Annotated in this window: 6 protein-coding genes and 3 rRNA genes; 7 read left to right on the top strand and 2 right to left on the bottom strand. The window is 62.3% G+C overall.

Annotation, left to right across the window (positions count from 1 at the left end; all coding sequences use genetic code 11):
• Window positions 1–321: 321 nt before the first annotated feature.
• The 7 genes from FBY36_RS07770 (at window position 322) to FBY36_RS07740 (ending at window position 11,692) form a co-directional block, all read left to right on the top strand.
• Window positions 322–1,843: ribosomal RNA gene (locus FBY36_RS07770) — 16S ribosomal RNA — on the top strand.
• 512 nt (window positions 1,844–2,355) lie between these two features.
• Window positions 2,356–5,495, top strand: a 23S ribosomal RNA gene (locus FBY36_RS07765).
• Between the two features lie 164 nt (window positions 5,496–5,659).
• Window positions 5,660–5,776: ribosomal RNA gene (gene rrf, locus FBY36_RS07760) — 5S ribosomal RNA — on the top strand.
• Together the 16S, 23S and 5S rRNA genes form the textbook arrangement of a ribosomal RNA operon.
• Before the next feature lie 278 nt (window positions 5,777–6,054).
• Window positions 6,055–6,339: an HU family DNA-binding protein gene (locus tag FBY36_RS07755; RefSeq protein WP_011693739.1), complete on the top strand. Its 285-nt coding sequence runs from the start codon at window positions 6,055–6,057 to the stop codon at window positions 6,337–6,339.
• Window positions 6,340–6,462: 123 nt separating this feature from the next.
• A complete protein-coding gene (locus FBY36_RS07750) occupies window positions 6,463–8,625 on the top strand; it encodes a cytochrome c oxidase assembly protein (protein WP_142118311.1) in 2,163 nt (720 codons plus the stop codon).
• The gene (locus FBY36_RS07745) at window positions 8,625–10,649 is read left to right on the top strand and encodes an NHL domain-containing thioredoxin family protein (protein WP_142118309.1); all 2,025 of its coding nucleotides are present in this window, start codon (window positions 8,625–8,627) and stop codon (window positions 10,647–10,649) included. The genes FBY36_RS07750 and FBY36_RS07745 overlap by 1 nt, the downstream gene beginning before the upstream one ends.
• A gap of 224 nt (window positions 10,650–10,873) precedes the next feature.
• A complete protein-coding gene (locus FBY36_RS07740) occupies window positions 10,874–11,692 on the top strand; it encodes a DUF559 domain-containing protein (protein WP_142118307.1) in 819 nt (272 codons plus the stop codon).
• 130 nt (window positions 11,693–11,822) lie between these two features.
• Here FBY36_RS07740 and FBY36_RS07735 read toward each other — a convergent pair whose 3' ends face one another.
• Together FBY36_RS07735 and FBY36_RS07730 are read right to left on the bottom strand one after the other, a co-directional pair.
• Window positions 11,823–12,815 carry a hypothetical protein gene (locus FBY36_RS07735; protein WP_200830463.1) on the bottom strand — a complete coding sequence of 331 codons (993 nt, stop codon included), beginning with the start codon at window positions 12,813–12,815 and terminating at the stop codon, window positions 11,823–11,825.
• Window positions 12,816–13,028: 213 nt separating this feature from the next.
• Window positions 13,029–14,795 carry a helicase HerA-like domain-containing protein gene (locus FBY36_RS07730; protein ID WP_142118305.1) on the bottom strand — a complete coding sequence of 589 codons (1,767 nt, stop codon included), beginning with the start codon at window positions 14,793–14,795 and terminating at the stop codon, window positions 13,029–13,031.
• Window positions 14,796–14,839 lie beyond the last annotated feature (44 nt).

The raw sequence follows: 14,839 nt of genomic DNA, 5'->3' as shown, positions 1-14,839 counted from the left end.
CTTGGCGTGCCGGACGTGGGTGGGGCCGGTTTCAGAGTAGAGAAGATCGCGGAAACGCTGATTTGCGAAGCTCCTTGAAACCGGGTAAGTTTGGAAAGTTGCTCCGGAGCGATCCTGAACGGAATGTTTGGGTGGTGCCGGGTGTGTCTGTTGTTTGAGAACTCAATAGTGTGCCAAGTTTGTTGATACCGATTTTTTATGAATTGGTTGAATTTGCTGTGCCGCCACCCCGTGGTTGGCATGGTTTTTACAGCTGGTTTCAAATTTTGTGCAGCCGTGGTCGCCGTTATTTCCGGTGGTTGTGGTTGTGTCTGTTTTACTTCAACGGAGAGTTTGATCCTGGCTCAGGATGAACGCTGGCGGCGTGCTTAACACATGCAAGTCGAACGATGAAGGGAGCTTGCTCCTGGATTAGTGGCGAACGGGTGAGTAACACGTGAGTAACCTGCCCTTGACTCTGGGATAAGCCTGGGAAACTGGGTCTAATACCGGATATGACTGACTATCGCATGGTGGTTGGTGGAAAGCTTTTGTGGTTTTGGATGGACTCGCGGCCTATCAGCTTGTTGGTGGGGTAATGGCCTACCAAGGCGACGACGGGTAGCCGGCCTGAGAGGGTGACCGGCCACACTGGGACTGAGACACGGCCCAGACTCCTACGGGAGGCAGCAGTGGGGAATATTGCACAATGGGCGCAAGCCTGATGCAGCGACGCCGCGTGAGGGATGACGGCCTTCGGGTTGTAAACCTCTTTCAGTAGGGAAGAAGCGAAAGTGACGGTACCTGCAGAAGAAGCGCCGGCTAACTACGTGCCAGCAGCCGCGGTAATACGTAGGGCGCAAGCGTTATCCGGAATTATTGGGCGTAAAGAGCTCGTAGGCGGTTTGTCGCGTCTGCCGTGAAAGTCCGGGGCTCAACTCCGGATCTGCGGTGGGTACGGGCAGACTAGAGTGATGTAGGGGAGACTGGAATTCCTGGTGTAGCGGTGAAATGCGCAGATATCAGGAGGAACACCGATGGCGAAGGCAGGTCTCTGGGCATTAACTGACGCTGAGGAGCGAAAGCATGGGGAGCGAACAGGATTAGATACCCTGGTAGTCCATGCCGTAAACGTTGGGCACTAGGTGTGGGGGACATTCCACGTTTTCCGCGCCGTAGCTAACGCATTAAGTGCCCCGCCTGGGGAGTACGGCCGCAAGGCTAAAACTCAAAGGAATTGACGGGGGCCCGCACAAGCGGCGGAGCATGCGGATTAATTCGATGCAACGCGAAGAACCTTACCAAGGCTTGACATGAACCGGTAAGACCTGGAAACAGGTCCCCCGCTTGCGGTCGGTTTACAGGTGGTGCATGGTTGTCGTCAGCTCGTGTCGTGAGATGTTGGGTTAAGTCCCGCAACGAGCGCAACCCTCGTTCTATGTTGCCAGCACGTGATGGTGGGGACTCATAGGAGACTGCCGGGGTCAACTCGGAGGAAGGTGGGGACGACGTCAAATCATCATGCCCCTTATGTCTTGGGCTTCACGCATGCTACAATGGCCGGTACAAAGGGTTGCGATACTGTGAGGTGGAGCTAATCCCAAAAAGCCGGTCTCAGTTCGGATTGGGGTCTGCAACTCGACCCCATGAAGTCGGAGTCGCTAGTAATCGCAGATCAGCAACGCTGCGGTGAATACGTTCCCGGGCCTTGTACACACCGCCCGTCAAGTCACGAAAGTTGGTAACACCCGAAGCCGGTGGCCTAACCCCTTGTGGGAGGGAGCTGTCGAAGGTGGGACTGGCGATTGGGACTAAGTCGTAACAAGGTAGCCGTACCGGAAGGTGCGGCTGGATCACCTCCTTTCTAAGGAGCACCTACAAATCGTTCATGCCGCGTATGTGGTGGTGGGGGTTTGTCAGGAAGCAAAGCCCGTTGCGCAGACGCAAGTTCTGCGGCGGGTGCTCATGGGTGGAATATCAACAAATAGCGGCCGCGTTGTTTTCTTCTTGTCCTAGTACGAGCCAGTGATGGTTCTGGAACGGTGGGTGGGGGACGGCATGGTTTAGTGTTTGGCACACTGTTGGGTCCTGAGGCAACAGGGCCACGGGTCTTTTGGCTTGTGGGTTTGTTTGTTTCTGGTTTCCCTGCCATGACGCCTCCGCGCATGCTGGCTCCCTTTTGGGGGTTGTGTGTGGGGGTGTGTGGTGTGGGGTTGTTGTTTGAGAACTACATAGTGGACGCGAGCATCTTGTATAAGAAGCAATTTCCAAGATAATGAACCTGGATCTGGCTGTGTTGTTGATGCCCTTTTGGGGTGTTGGGAGCGTGGTTGGTTTTCATGGTTCTCTCGAGTGTTTTTTGTTTTTGATCTTTGTGGTCAAGTTTTTAAGAGCACACGGTGGATGCCTTGGCATTAGGAGCCGAAGAAGGACGTAGGAATCTGCGATAAGCCTGGGGGAGTCGATAACCGGACTGTGATCCCAGGGTGTCCGAATGGGGAAACCCCGCCAAGCGCGCGAGTGACTTGGTGACCCGTACCTGAACACATAGGGTGCGTGGGGGGAACGCGGGGAAGTGAAACATCTCAGTACCCGCAGGAAGAGAAAACAATAGTGATTCCGTTAGTAGTGGCGAGCGAACGCGGATCAGGCTAAACCGTTCCATGTGTGATAGCCGGCGGGCGTTGCATGGTCGGGGTTGTGGGACTTTCCATACCAGTTCTGCCGGGCTGGTGGGGTGTGATGTGCGCGCATAGGTGAACGGTTTTGAAAGGCCGGCCAGAGAGGGTGTTAGTCCCGTAACCGTAATGTGTTTGTACCGCCTGTGAGAGTATCCCAAGTAGTACGGGGCCCGAGAAATCCCGTGCGAATCTGTCAGGACCACCTGATAAGCCTAAATACTCCCTAATGACCGATAGCGGACCAGTACCGTGAGGGAAAGGTGAAAAGTACCCCGGGAGGGGAGTGAAACAGTACCTGAAACCGTGTGCTTACAATCCGTCGGAGCCAGTCTGATTCTGGTGACGGCGTGCCTTTTGAAGAATGAGCCTGCGAGTTAGTGTTACGTCGCGAGGTTAACCCGTGTGGGGCAGCCGTAGCGAAAGCGAGTCTGAATAGGGCGTTGCAGTGGCGTGATCTAGACCCGAAGCGAAGTGATCTACCCATGGCCAGGTTGAAGCGACGGTAAGACGTCGTGGAGGACCGAACCCACTTCAGTTGAAAATGGAGGGGATGAGCTGTGGGTAGGGGTGAAAGGCCAATCAAACTTCGTGATAGCTGGTTCTCCCCGAAATGCATTTAGGTGCAGCGTTGCGTGTTTCTTGCTGGAGGTAGAGCTACTGGATGGCTAATGGGCCCTACAAGGTTACTGACGTCAGCCAAACTCCGAATGCCGGTAAGTGAGAGCGCAGCAGTGAGACTGTGGGGGATAAGCTTCATAGTCGAGAGGGAAACAGCCCAGACCACCAACTAAGGCCCCTAAGCGTGTGCTAAGTGGGAAAGGATGTGGAGTTGCCCAGACAACCAGGAGGTTGGCTTAGAAGCAGCCACCCTTAAAAGAGTGCGTAATAGCTCACTGGTCAAGTGATTCCGCGCCGACAATGTAGCGGGGCTCAAGTACACCGCCGAAGTTGTGGATTTCGGATTTTAGCTAAGCTGCTTCCTTGTGGAGTTAGTTCAGGCGTCCGGAGTGGTAGGGGAGCGTCGTGTGGGCGGTGAAGTCGCGGTGTAAACCAGCGGTGGAGCCTACACGAGTGAGAATGCAGGCATGAGTAGCGAAAGACGGGTGAGAAACCCGTCCGCCGAATGATCAAGGGTTCCAGGGTCAAGCTAATCTGCCCTGGGTAAGTCGGGACCTAAGGCGAGGCCGACAGGCGTAGTCGATGGACAACGGGTTGATATTCCCGTACCGGCGAAAAACCGCCCATGCTGAGCGGGGGATACTAACTGCCCGAAACCTGCCCGATCACCCTTGTGGTGTGAGGGTTTTGGTGGAGCGCAGGACCTGATCCCGGGAGGCAAGCGTATTAACAGGTGTGACGCAGGAAGGTAGCCGAGCCGGGCGATGGTTGTCCCGGTCTAAGGATGTAGGGCGAGTGGTAGGCAAATCCGCCACTCACGAAGCCTGAGATCTGATGGGACCCCCGTTTGGGGGGATTTGGTGATCCTATGCTGCCGAGAAAAGCATCGACGCGAGGTTTTAGCCGCCCGTACCCCAAACCGACACAGGTGATCAGGTAGAGAATACCAAGGCGATCGAGAGAATTATGGTTAAGGAACTCGGCAAAATGCCCCCGTAACTTCGGGAGAAGGGGGGCCCCAACCTTGAACGGTACTAGCGACCGGGAGGGGATCGGGGCCGCAGAGACCAGGGGGAAGCGACTGTTTACTAAAAACACAGGTCCGTGCGAAGTCGCAAGACGATGTATACGGACTGACTCCTGCCCGGTGCTGGAAGGTTAAGAGGACCGGTTAGCCGCAAGGCGAAGCTGAGAATTTAAGCCCCAGTAAACGGCGGTGGTAACTATAACCATCCTAAGGTAGCGAAATTCCTTGTCGGGTAAGTTCCGACCTGCACGAATGGAGTAACGACTTCCCCGCTGTCTCAACCATAAACTCGGCGAAATTGCAGTACGAGTAAAGATGCTCGTTACGCGCAGCAGGACGGAAAGACCCCGAGACCTTTACTATAGTTTGGTATTGGTGTTCGGAGTGGCTTGTGTAGGATAGGTGGGAGACGTTGAAGCCCGGACGCCAGTTCGGGTGGAGTCATCGTTGAAATACCACTCTGGTCACTTTGGACATCTAACTTCGGCCCGTAATCCGGGTCAGGGACAGTGCCTGATGGGTAGTTTAACTGGGGCGGTTGCCTCCTAAAAAGTAACGGAGGCGCCCAAAGGTTCCCTCAGCCTGGTTGGCAATCAGGTGTCGAGTGTAAGTGCACAAGGGAGCTTGACTGTGAGAGAGACATCTCGAGCAGGGACGAAAGTCGGGACTAGTGATCCGGCGGTACATTGTGGAATGGCCGTCGCTCAACGGATAAAAGGTACCTCGGGGATAACAGGCTGATCTTGCCCAAGAGTCCATATCGACGGCATGGTTTGGCACCTCGATGTCGGCTCGTCGCATCCTGGGGCTGGAGTAGGTCCCAAGGGTTGGGCTGTTCGCCCATTAAAGCGGTACGCGAGCTGGGTTTAGAACGTCGTGAGACAGTTCGGTCCCTATCCGCTGCGCGCGCAGGAAATTTGAGAAGGGCTGTCCTTAGTACGAGAGGACCGGGACGGACGAACCTCTGGTGTGTCAGTTGTACTGCCAAGTGCACCGCTGATTAGCTACGTTCGGATGGGATAACCGCTGAAAGCATCTAAGCGGGAAGCTCGCTTCAAGATGAGATTTCCATACACCCTCGGGTGTGAGAGGCCCCCAGCCAGACCACTGGGTTGATAGGCCGGATGTGGAAGCGAGGACTAACGACTCGTGAAGCTGACCGGTACTAATAGGCCAACAACTTACACCACACAGATATATACAAACTCTGCTAGCGTCCACTATGTGGTTCCCAACCAACAACCCCGAACACCAGGGTTTTGGCAGGAACCAACAACTGAATAACAACACCACAATGTTGTAACCACACAAGTCTTCCCACACCACCCCACGGGTTGGTGACGGGTACAAGGGTTACGGCGGTCATAGCGTGGGGGAAACGCCCGGTCCCATTCCGAACCCGGAAGCTAAGACCCACAGCGCCGATGGTACTGCACCCGGGAGGGTGTGGGAGAGTAGGTCACCGCCGGACACACATTAGGTCGAGGCCCCAACCAGAACATGGTTGGGGCCTCCCACATTTAACGAACCCAGGACCTGAAGGACTGCTCAGGCAAAACCTGCCGGGAAGCTCAAAGGCTTCCGCCAACGGCTGAAAATGACCCCTGGAACCGGTGATTAACCTCAAAAAGTCGCGGAAACACGCGGAATTTGCGGACCGGAAGCGCCCAAGCTGGTAAGTTTTCGGACAGTGGCTTGTACGCATGCCGCGTGCAGGCTTCAGAATCAGAATCGTCCAGGAGGACATAAATGGCTAAGAACCGTAGTGAACTTGTTGCAGAGGTAGCAGGCAAGGCCGGCACCAGCCAGGCTGCCGTCAACTCCGTCCTCGATGCACTGTTCGAGGTTTTCGAGACTTCTGTCGCCGCGGGCGAGAAGATCACCATCCCGGGCTGGCTCGCCGTGGAGCGCACCGACCGTGCAGCCCGCACCGGCCGCAACCCCCAGACCGGCGAAACCATCCAGATTGCAGCAGGCCACAGCGTCAAGCTGACCGCCGGCTCCAAGCTGAAGGCTGCAGTCTCCAAGAAGTAAGGTTTGTCCCGTCCGGCACGCAGCCGGCTGGAACGAGGAGCGGCAACCCCCTGGGTTGCCGCTCCTTCGCTTTAACAGCCCGCTCCCGGATTCGCGGCCCGGGCAGGCGTAGCGGACAATGGAATGGTGTCTTCTGCCGCAAAACCACGTTCCACCGCGCCCCAGTCCGATCCTGGCAAGGGAGCTGCGGTCCGGGACGCCGGAAGCCGGAGGATCCCGGTGCCCTGGCAGCTTGCAGGCCTGGCAGCACTCTTCCTGGGCCTCGCAGCAGCACTGGTCTTCTCCGGCGCTGCAGCGGCCCGCAGCGTCGCCGATCCCGGCGCCCTGGTGCGTTGGGGCCTTCCTATCAGCAAGGCCGTCCACAACGTCTCCCTGGCGACGGTCATCGGTGGCCTGATCTTCGCCGTCGGCATTCTTCCCAAAGGCCTTAATGCCCGTGGCCGCGATCGGGAAGCGGCAGGCAACAACGGTGCACCCGAGCATCCCGCCTTCACCCGCGTCCTCGCCGTCGCCGCCGTCGCCGGTGCCGTGTGGACCCTGTCCGCCATCGCAGTCCTGGTGCTCACCTATGCCGACGTTGCGGGGCAGGGGCTGTCCGGCGACCCAGCGTTCACCCAGGCCCTGGTGTATTTCATGACGGACATCGAAACGGGCCGGGCCTGGCTTGCCGTCATCATCATCGCCGCGGTGGTGACCACAGCGCTGTTCGGCGTCAGGTCACTGGGCGGCCTGGCGCTGACCCTCGTCCTGGCCCTCATTGGCCTGGTCCCCACCGCCTTGATCGGCCACTCGTCCAGCTCTTCCGACCACGAGGGCGCCATCAACTCACTCGGCCTGCACCTGGTGGGCGTGAGCACCTGGGTGGGCGGCATCATCATCCTGGCCCTGCTGTCCGGGATCCTCACCGGGACCAAGGCCGGGGCAGCCACTGACATCACCGAACCCACGCTCCGGCGGTTCTCCACGTTGGCCGGCTTCGCGTTCGTGCTGGTCTTCGCCTCCGGCGTTATCAACGCGAGCATCCGGGTCACCAGCTGGGGTGATCTCTTCGGCTCCGCCTACGGCCAGCTGATCCTGGCCAAGAGCGCGGCCGCGGTGGTGCTGGGCGGCATCGGCTTCATGCACCGGCAGTGGGTCATCCCGCAGCTGGGCCGCAAGGGCTCCACCCTGTCTTCACGACGGGTCCTCTGGCAGCTGGTGCTGGCCGAACTGCTGATCATGGGGGCCACCTCCGGCATCGCCGTGGCCCTGGGCCGCTCTGCTCCGCCCCAGCCCACCGAACCGGCGCCCAATGCCTCGCCCGCCTTCATCCTCAGCGGCTACGACCTGCCCCCGGAGCTGACGCCAGAACGCTGGCTGACCGAATGGCGCCTGGACTGGCTCTGGGTGGCAGTGGCCCTCTTCGGCCTGGTGACTTATTTCCTGGGTGTGGCCAAGGTCCGCCGCCGCGGCGACTCATGGCAGTGGTTCCGGTCCGTGAATTGGGTCATCGGCCTGGTGGTCCTGACCTACATCACGTCCGGGCCGCCGTCGGTCTATGGCCGCGTCCTGTTCTCCGCGCACATGGTGGACCACATGGCCCTGACCATGGTGGCCCCGATCTTCCTGGTGCTGGGTGCCCCGGTGACCCTTGCCCTGCGCGCGCTGCCCGCGCGCGGCGACGGCTCACGCGGCACGCGGGAATGGCTCCTGGTGTTCGTGCACTCGAAGTTCTCGCAGCTGGTCACCCACCCGCTGTTTGCGGCCGCGAACTTCGCCGGTTCGATCGTGCTGTTCTACTACTCGGACCTGTTCGGCTTCGCCATGCGCGAGCATGTGGGCCACGAACTGATGAACCTGCACTTCCTGCTCACCGGATACATCTTCGTGCTGAGCATGATCGGCACCGACCCCCTGCCGCTGCGTGCGCCGTACCCCATGCGGCTGCTCCTGCTGCTGGCCACCATGGGCTTCCACGCTTTCTTCGGCGTCTCCATCATGGGCGGCACTGGGCTGCTGGCTGCGGATTACTTTGGCAACCTTGGCCGCGCGTGGGGACCGTCAGCTCTTGTTGACCAGCAGACCGGCGGAGCGGTGGCCTGGGGCATCGGCGAGGTGCCCACGCTGCTGGTGGCAATCGGCGTCGCCATCATGTGGTCCAGGTCCGACCAGAGGGAGACCAAACGGGTGGACCGAGCGGCGGACAGGAATAATGACGCCGATCTGACCGCTTACAACGATATGTTTGCCAAATTGGCCGAACGCGACGCCAAGCTGGCTGAACGCAACAAGCTGGAAGGACGCTGATGAGCGAAACCGTACGCACGCATGCCCGGGTCCGGGCCTCCGAACTGGTGGGCCGCAACTGGTTGAACACCGGCGGCAAGAGCCTGGACCTCGAGGCCCTGCGCGGCAAGATCGTGCTGCTCGATTTCTGGACCTTCTGCTGCATCAACTGCCTGCACGTCCTGGATGAGCTGCGCCCGCTGGAAGAGCAGTACTCGGACGTCCTGGTCACCGTGGGGGTCCACTCGCCCAAGTTTGAGCACGAAGCCGATCCGGTGGCGCTGGCCGCAGCCGTGGAGCGGTACGAGATCCACCACCCCGTGCTGGACGATCCGGAGCTGGACACCTGGAAGGCCTACACCGCCCGCGCTTGGCCCACCCTGGTGGTCATCGACCCCGAGGGCTACATCGTGGCGCACCTCTCCGGCGAGGGCCACGCGGACGGGCTCGCCGTGCTGATCCCCGAGCTCATCGCCGAACACGAGGCCAAGGGCACCCTGCACCGCGGCTCCGGCCCGTACGTGGCGCCGGAGGCGACCTCCGGCACCCTCCGCTTCCCTGGCAAGGCTTTGTTCCTGCCGGCGGGCCGGGGCTCCGCGGCTCCGGCTGGAACGTCCGACGACGGTTCTTCCGCAAGTGCCGCGGCCGGCGGCGCCGCGGAGAAGGGCTCCTGGCTGGTCACCGACACCGGCCACCACCGCCTGGTGGAGCTGGGCACCGACTTCCAGACCGTCCTGGCCACCTTCGGTTCCGGCACCAAGGGCTATGCCGACGGGCCTGCCGCGGGGGACACCGCCAGCGCCCAGTTCAACGAACCCCAGGGCCTGGTCCTGCTCCCGGAAGATGTGGCAGCCAAGGCGGGATACGACGTCGTCATTGCCGACTCGGTCAACCACCGCCTGAGGGGACTCTCGCTCACGGACGGAAAGGCCTCCACCCTGGCCGGCAACGGCATTCAGCGCCTGCTGGAAACCGGCCCGGCACGCGTGGACGAGGAAGGCGCCGGGTTCAGTGGATCCCTGGGCAGCGATCCGCTGGAGGTTGCCCTGAGCTCGCCGTGGGACGTGGTGTGGTCGCGCAAGCTGAACGCGGTGGTGGTGGCGATGGCCGGCACGCACCAGATTTTCAGCTTCGATCCCATTACGGGCGCCGTGGCCATCATTGCCGGCAACGGGCTGGAAGGCCTGCTCGACGGCCCCGCGCATGAGGCCTGGTTCGCCCAGTCGTCCGGCCTGGCCGAGGATGCCGACGGCAACATCTGGGTGGCGGACTCCGAAACCTCCGCCCTGCGCAAGCTGGTCATCGCCGATGGCGGCACCATCACCGTGGAGTCCGCGGTGGGCAAGGGACTGTTCGATTTCGGCTTCCGCGACGGCCCCGCCCCCGAGGCACGTCTGCAGCACCCGCTCGGAGTGACGGTCCTGCCGGACGGCTCCGTGGCGATCGCGGATACCTACAACGGGGCGGTGCGCCGCTACGATCCCGCATCCGGCACGGTGTCCACGCTGGCCCGCGGCCTCGCAGAGCCGTCCGACGTGATTGTGGACCACACGCAGTCAGCCGGCTCGGAGCCGCTGCTGGTGGTGGTGGAGGCGAACAAGCACCAGCTGGTCTACGTTCCCATCCCCAAGGAAGCGCAGCAGGTGGATGAGGGTGCGTCGCAGACCCACCGGCCCAAGAGCCCCGTGGCTCCCGGGACGCTTGATCTGACGGTCCGTTTCACCGCGCCCACCGGGCAGAAGCTCGACGACCGCTGGGGCGACCCCACGCAGCTGAAGATCTCCTCCACCCCGCCGGAGCTGCTGGTGTCCGGCGGCGGGACCTCCGTGGGACTGCTGCGCACCCTGGAGCTGTCCCGGGACGTGCCCGAGGGCGTGCTGCACATTACCGCCCGGGCCGCGGCCTGTGATGGCCCCGAGACCGAGGACGGCGAGATCCCGGACCACGCCGCCTGCCACCTGTACCAGCAGGACTGGGGCATCCCCGTGGTCCTGCAGGCCGATGGTGACACCGAACTGGTCCTGGACCTGCGCGGCATGGACTGACCCGGCCGGCTGCTGTTGTGCTGAGAGGCTGCTTCCTTGTGACCCTGCGTCACGGGAAGCAGCCTTTCGCGTTTCCGGCGTAATGGCAGCCGCGGAATTCCAGGGTTTTCGTTCTCCGAGGGTCTTGAAAGCGTGCCTGGCGTGACGCGGACTGTGTTCGCTGCTGTCCACATAGGCCCGGGGCAGGCTGTCGGCCACCTTCAGGAGCTGGGCAGCATGGCTGCATGGATGCCCTCAAAGCCCTGGAAATCTGCGGCGGCGCCGCCCGAAGGTCAGCCCTGGCAAGGCTCGGAGTGGATGACGCCGCCCTTCGGCGTGCCGTGAGGGCCGGGGTGCTGCAACCGGATCGAGGGCTTTATGCTCTTCCGACGGCGCCTTCGGACTTGGTTGCCGTGCTGCGGAACCGGGAGCTGCTGACGTGTTCCAGCGCCGCGTCTCCCTACAGCCTTTGGTCACTCCCCTCGGATGGAAGGCGCCACGTTTACCATCGCCGCCAGGAAGCTGTCTGCGGCGCCGCCGTCCACCACGCAGGACTTCTCCTGCCGCCTTCTCCCCTTCAGCCGGTGGCTGCCCTGGCCGATGTGCTGATCCATGCGCTGCGATGCCTGCCTTTTGCGGAGTCGCTGGTGATGGTGGAGTGCGCCGTCACGCGCGGCGACATGACTGTGGATTTCCTGCACAAGCGGTTACCGGGACATCGCAACGGAAGGGCCAGGGCGGTTCTGGACTGGGTGGACAGTGGGGCGGATTCACTGCTCGAGACGCTGGCACGGACATACCTCCGCAAGGCGGGGATCCAGGTGCAGCCGCAGGTGTACCTGGAGCGGGTGGGGTATGTAGATCTGCTGCTGGACGGGTGGCTGGTGGTGGAACTGGACGGGAGGCATCACGCGGAGTGGAAACAGGTTCAAAAGGACCATCGGCGCAACAACGAGTCGGTCCTGCAGGGGTACACAGCACTCCGCTACTACTACGCCGACGTGGTGTTCCGGCCGCAGGAGATGGTGGAGCAGGTGCTTACCGTCCTGAAACGGCGGCGGTAGCGAGTCGGCGGGGTCACGCAGAGCATGTTTTCACGCCATCCGAGTTGCCGGAACCCTGGAAAATCAAGGGCGGCAGCACGCACCAGGCCTGAAAGCGTGCCTGGCGTGACGCGGACTGGCGGGAGGCGGGCTAGAAGCTCAGCATCGGGGTGACTTTGACCGTGTCGCCGGTGACGTCCAAGCGGGTGGTGAAGCTGAAGTCCACCTCTTGATCCAGAGGATACCAGGCACCGGTGAACGAGTTCTGCTGGAGCGCCTCCACCTTGGCCTTGCCGTCCAGGGGTGCCACCACCCAGCGGCCGTCGAACGGCTCCACCGATACACCGGGGTATTCGGTCACGGTCCATCGGATGCTGCCGTCCTGGACCCTGTTGTTGCTGGTGTAGTAGAAGGGGCAGTCGGGCTGGAGCTTCTGTTCCTTGACGGCCTCCGCCGCGCAGCTGTCCAGGAATTCCCGGATCTTGGCCGCAACATCGTTCTTCAGCTTGTCAGTGGCCTGGGTCAGCAGGTTCAGCGGCGCCACCGGGGTGTCCTTGGAAGTGACGGTGGCGCGGGTGGCCGGTGCCGAGAAGTACTGTCCGTCGAGGGAGGCCTCGTACTCCCCGGGGTAGAACACGGCGAAGGAGTTGCGGCCGTTGGGCATGTTGACCGGGACGCCGTTGACAGTGGCCTCGCTGCCGTTGACCACGGTGATATCAACCGTGGGCAGACGGGACGGGACGAACGCCCAGGTGTTGAAGAACAACCACTCGGTGCCGGTCTTCTGCAGCAGGAATTCCGTGTGCAGGCGGCTGCCGTCTATGGTGTACTCGAGGGGCACCATCACCTGGTTGTTCGGGCGTTCCTCGGGGTCGCCGATGGCCACATTGGCGACGCGGGACGCTGACGTCTGCAACCCGGGGCCGTCCAGCATGGCGGCGTTGCTGGGCGGAACGGCGGCCTTCAGGAGCCCCAGCGCACGCCCCCCGTCACCGCTTTTCAGGGCATCCAGATACTCCCTGACCGGCTGCTGCGGACTGGCCACGGTATTGTTCACCACGTTGATGGCCACCACGGCTGCGGCGACGGCAAGCATGAGGCCCAGCAGCCATCCGGCCGCGATCCTCACCAACGCTTGACTCATCTGCACGTTCCTTACAGTAACGGCAGTGCGGACACACACTAAAGTTGGCGTCCCCCTAATCTGCCCGGCAACGGCGGGTGAACGCCCGACGCCGGGCGGCCGGGACAGCGTCAACAGGAACCTTGGGCAGGTCCCCGGGACACCCGGTGCAGAGCTATGAGGTGCAGGGCAAGGAGCGGCAGGTTCCCAGCGTCAGGGCCGGGAGCGGCAGCCTCAGCGGCGGCGTCGCCGGGAGGACGTGCCGAACACTCCGCGGAGCAGTTCGCGTCCCAGTTGCGTGCCCATGGACCGCGCCATGCTCTTGAGCCCGCCACCCAGGGCACCGCCGAGTACCCCTCCGAGGTCACCCATCATGCCGCCGGGCTGTGGCTGTGGCTCCCGGGACTGTCGCGTCCGCGGGGCCCGCGGCGCTTTTGCCCGAGGCTTGGACGGCGCCGGCTCAACGTCATCCGGTTCGCTGTACTGGGGTTCCGGATCCTGCGGTGCCGGGTCCGGCGCAGGCCTGCTGCTGGGCCGGCCCAGGATCTCCTCCTCGATCCGCCGGGCTTCGGCGTCGACGTCGTACCCGCCAGGCGTCTTAGATGCGCCGGCAGCAGGAGATGCAGCCGCCGGACCCGTGGATGCGGCGGCCTTGCCGGTGAGCTTCTCGTACGCGGAGGGGTTGTCCACCTCGGTTCCGTACTTGCCCAGCAGGGCTGAGCCTGCCACTGTGCTGCGGACCAGGGACTCGTCGCTGGGACCCATGAGCGACTCGGGTGCCCGGAGCCGGGTGAGGGCCACCGGCGTGGGTGCACCTTTTTCGTTCATGACGGTGATGACGGCCTCGCCGATACCGGCGGACGTGAGCGTCTCTTCGAGGTCGTAGTCGCTGAGCGGGAACGTGGACACTGTGGCCTTGAGCGCCTTGGCGTCCTCGGGGGTAAAGGCGCGCAGGGCGTGTTGCACCCGGTTGGCCAGCTGGCCCAGCACGTCAGCAGGGACATCCTTGGGCGTCTGGGTCACGAAGAAGATGCCCACGCCCTTGGACCGGATGAGCCGGACGGTGGTGGTGATCGCCTCGAGGAAGGCCTTGGACGCGCCGTTGAACAGCAGGTGGGCCTCGTCCAGGAAGAACACCAGCTTGGGCTTGTCCAGGTCGCCCGCTTCGGGCAGGTCCTCGAACAAGTCCGCCAGCAGCCACATCAGGAACGTGGAGAACAGCATGGGCTTGGTCTGCAACGTGGGCAGCTCCAGGCAGGTGATTACGCCGCGGCCGTCCGGGGCGGTGCGCAGCAGCTCGGCGGTATCGAACTCCGGCTCGCCGAAAAACTTCTCCAGCCCCTGCGCCTCCAGGGTCACGATCTCGCGCAGGATCACGCCCGCGGTGGCCTTGGACAGGCCGCCGAGTTCCTCGAGCTGGTCCTTGCCCTCGTCCGAGGTGAGGAACTGGATGATGGCTCGGAGGTCCTTGAGGTCGATCAGCTCCAGGCCGTTCTTGTCCGCGAAGTAGAACACCAGCTGCAGGCTCGATTCCTGCGTGTCGTTCAGCTCCATAATGCGCGAGAGCAGGATGGGCCCGAACGAGGTCACCGTGGCGCGGACCGGGACGCCGTTGCCGTCGCCGCCCAGCGCCAGGAATTCGACCGGGAAGGTCTTGCCCTGCCACGGCTGGCCGATGCTTTGCGTGCGGGCGGTGAGTTTGTCACTGCCGACGGCGGCAGTCGCCAGGCCGGAGAGGTCGCCTTTGATGTCGGCCAGGAAGACGGGGACGCCGGCGGTGGACAACTGCTCCGCCATCATGTGCAGCGTCACGGTCTTGCCCGTACCGGTAGCACCCGCCACCAGGCCGTGCCGGTTCATCATGGCCAGCGGCAGCCGCACCGGCGCGTCCTTGTGGAGCTCGCCGTCGATGATGGCGGCCCCCAGCTCAATCGTGGGGCCTTCCAGCGTGTAGCCCTTCTGGATGGTGGCAAGCTTCTCTGCTGTGGTTTTGGTGGCCATGGCGCCAGCTTAGCGGCGGCGGCCCCGGATCGGGCGGTGCCCGG

Source organism: Arthrobacter sp. SLBN-122 (assembly GCF_006715165.1).
GTDB lineage: Bacteria > Actinomycetota > Actinomycetes > Actinomycetales > Micrococcaceae > Arthrobacter.
The sequence above is the reverse complement of the archived record's forward strand: the minus strand, read 5'-3'. Positions and strand labels throughout refer to the sequence as shown.

Coding starts and splice junctions, on each gene's coding strand:
- FBY36_RS07755 (WP_011693739.1), top strand. CDS start 6,055: ATGGCTAAGAACCGTAGTGAACTTGTTGCAGAGGTAGCAGGCAAGGCC.
- FBY36_RS07750 (WP_142118311.1), top strand. CDS start 6,463: ATGGTGTCTTCTGCCGCAAAACCACGTTCCACCGCGCCCCAGTCCGAT.
- FBY36_RS07745 (WP_142118309.1), top strand. CDS start 8,625: ATGAGCGAAACCGTACGCACGCATGCCCGGGTCCGGGCCTCCGAACTG.
- FBY36_RS07740 (WP_142118307.1), top strand. CDS start 10,874: ATGGATGCCCTCAAAGCCCTGGAAATCTGCGGCGGCGCCGCCCGAAGG.
- FBY36_RS07735 (WP_200830463.1), bottom strand. CDS start 12,815: ATGAGTCAAGCGTTGGTGAGGATCGCGGCCGGATGGCTGCTGGGCCTC.
- FBY36_RS07730 (WP_142118305.1), bottom strand. CDS start 14,795: ATGGCCACCAAAACCACAGCAGAGAAGCTTGCCACCATCCAGAAGGGC.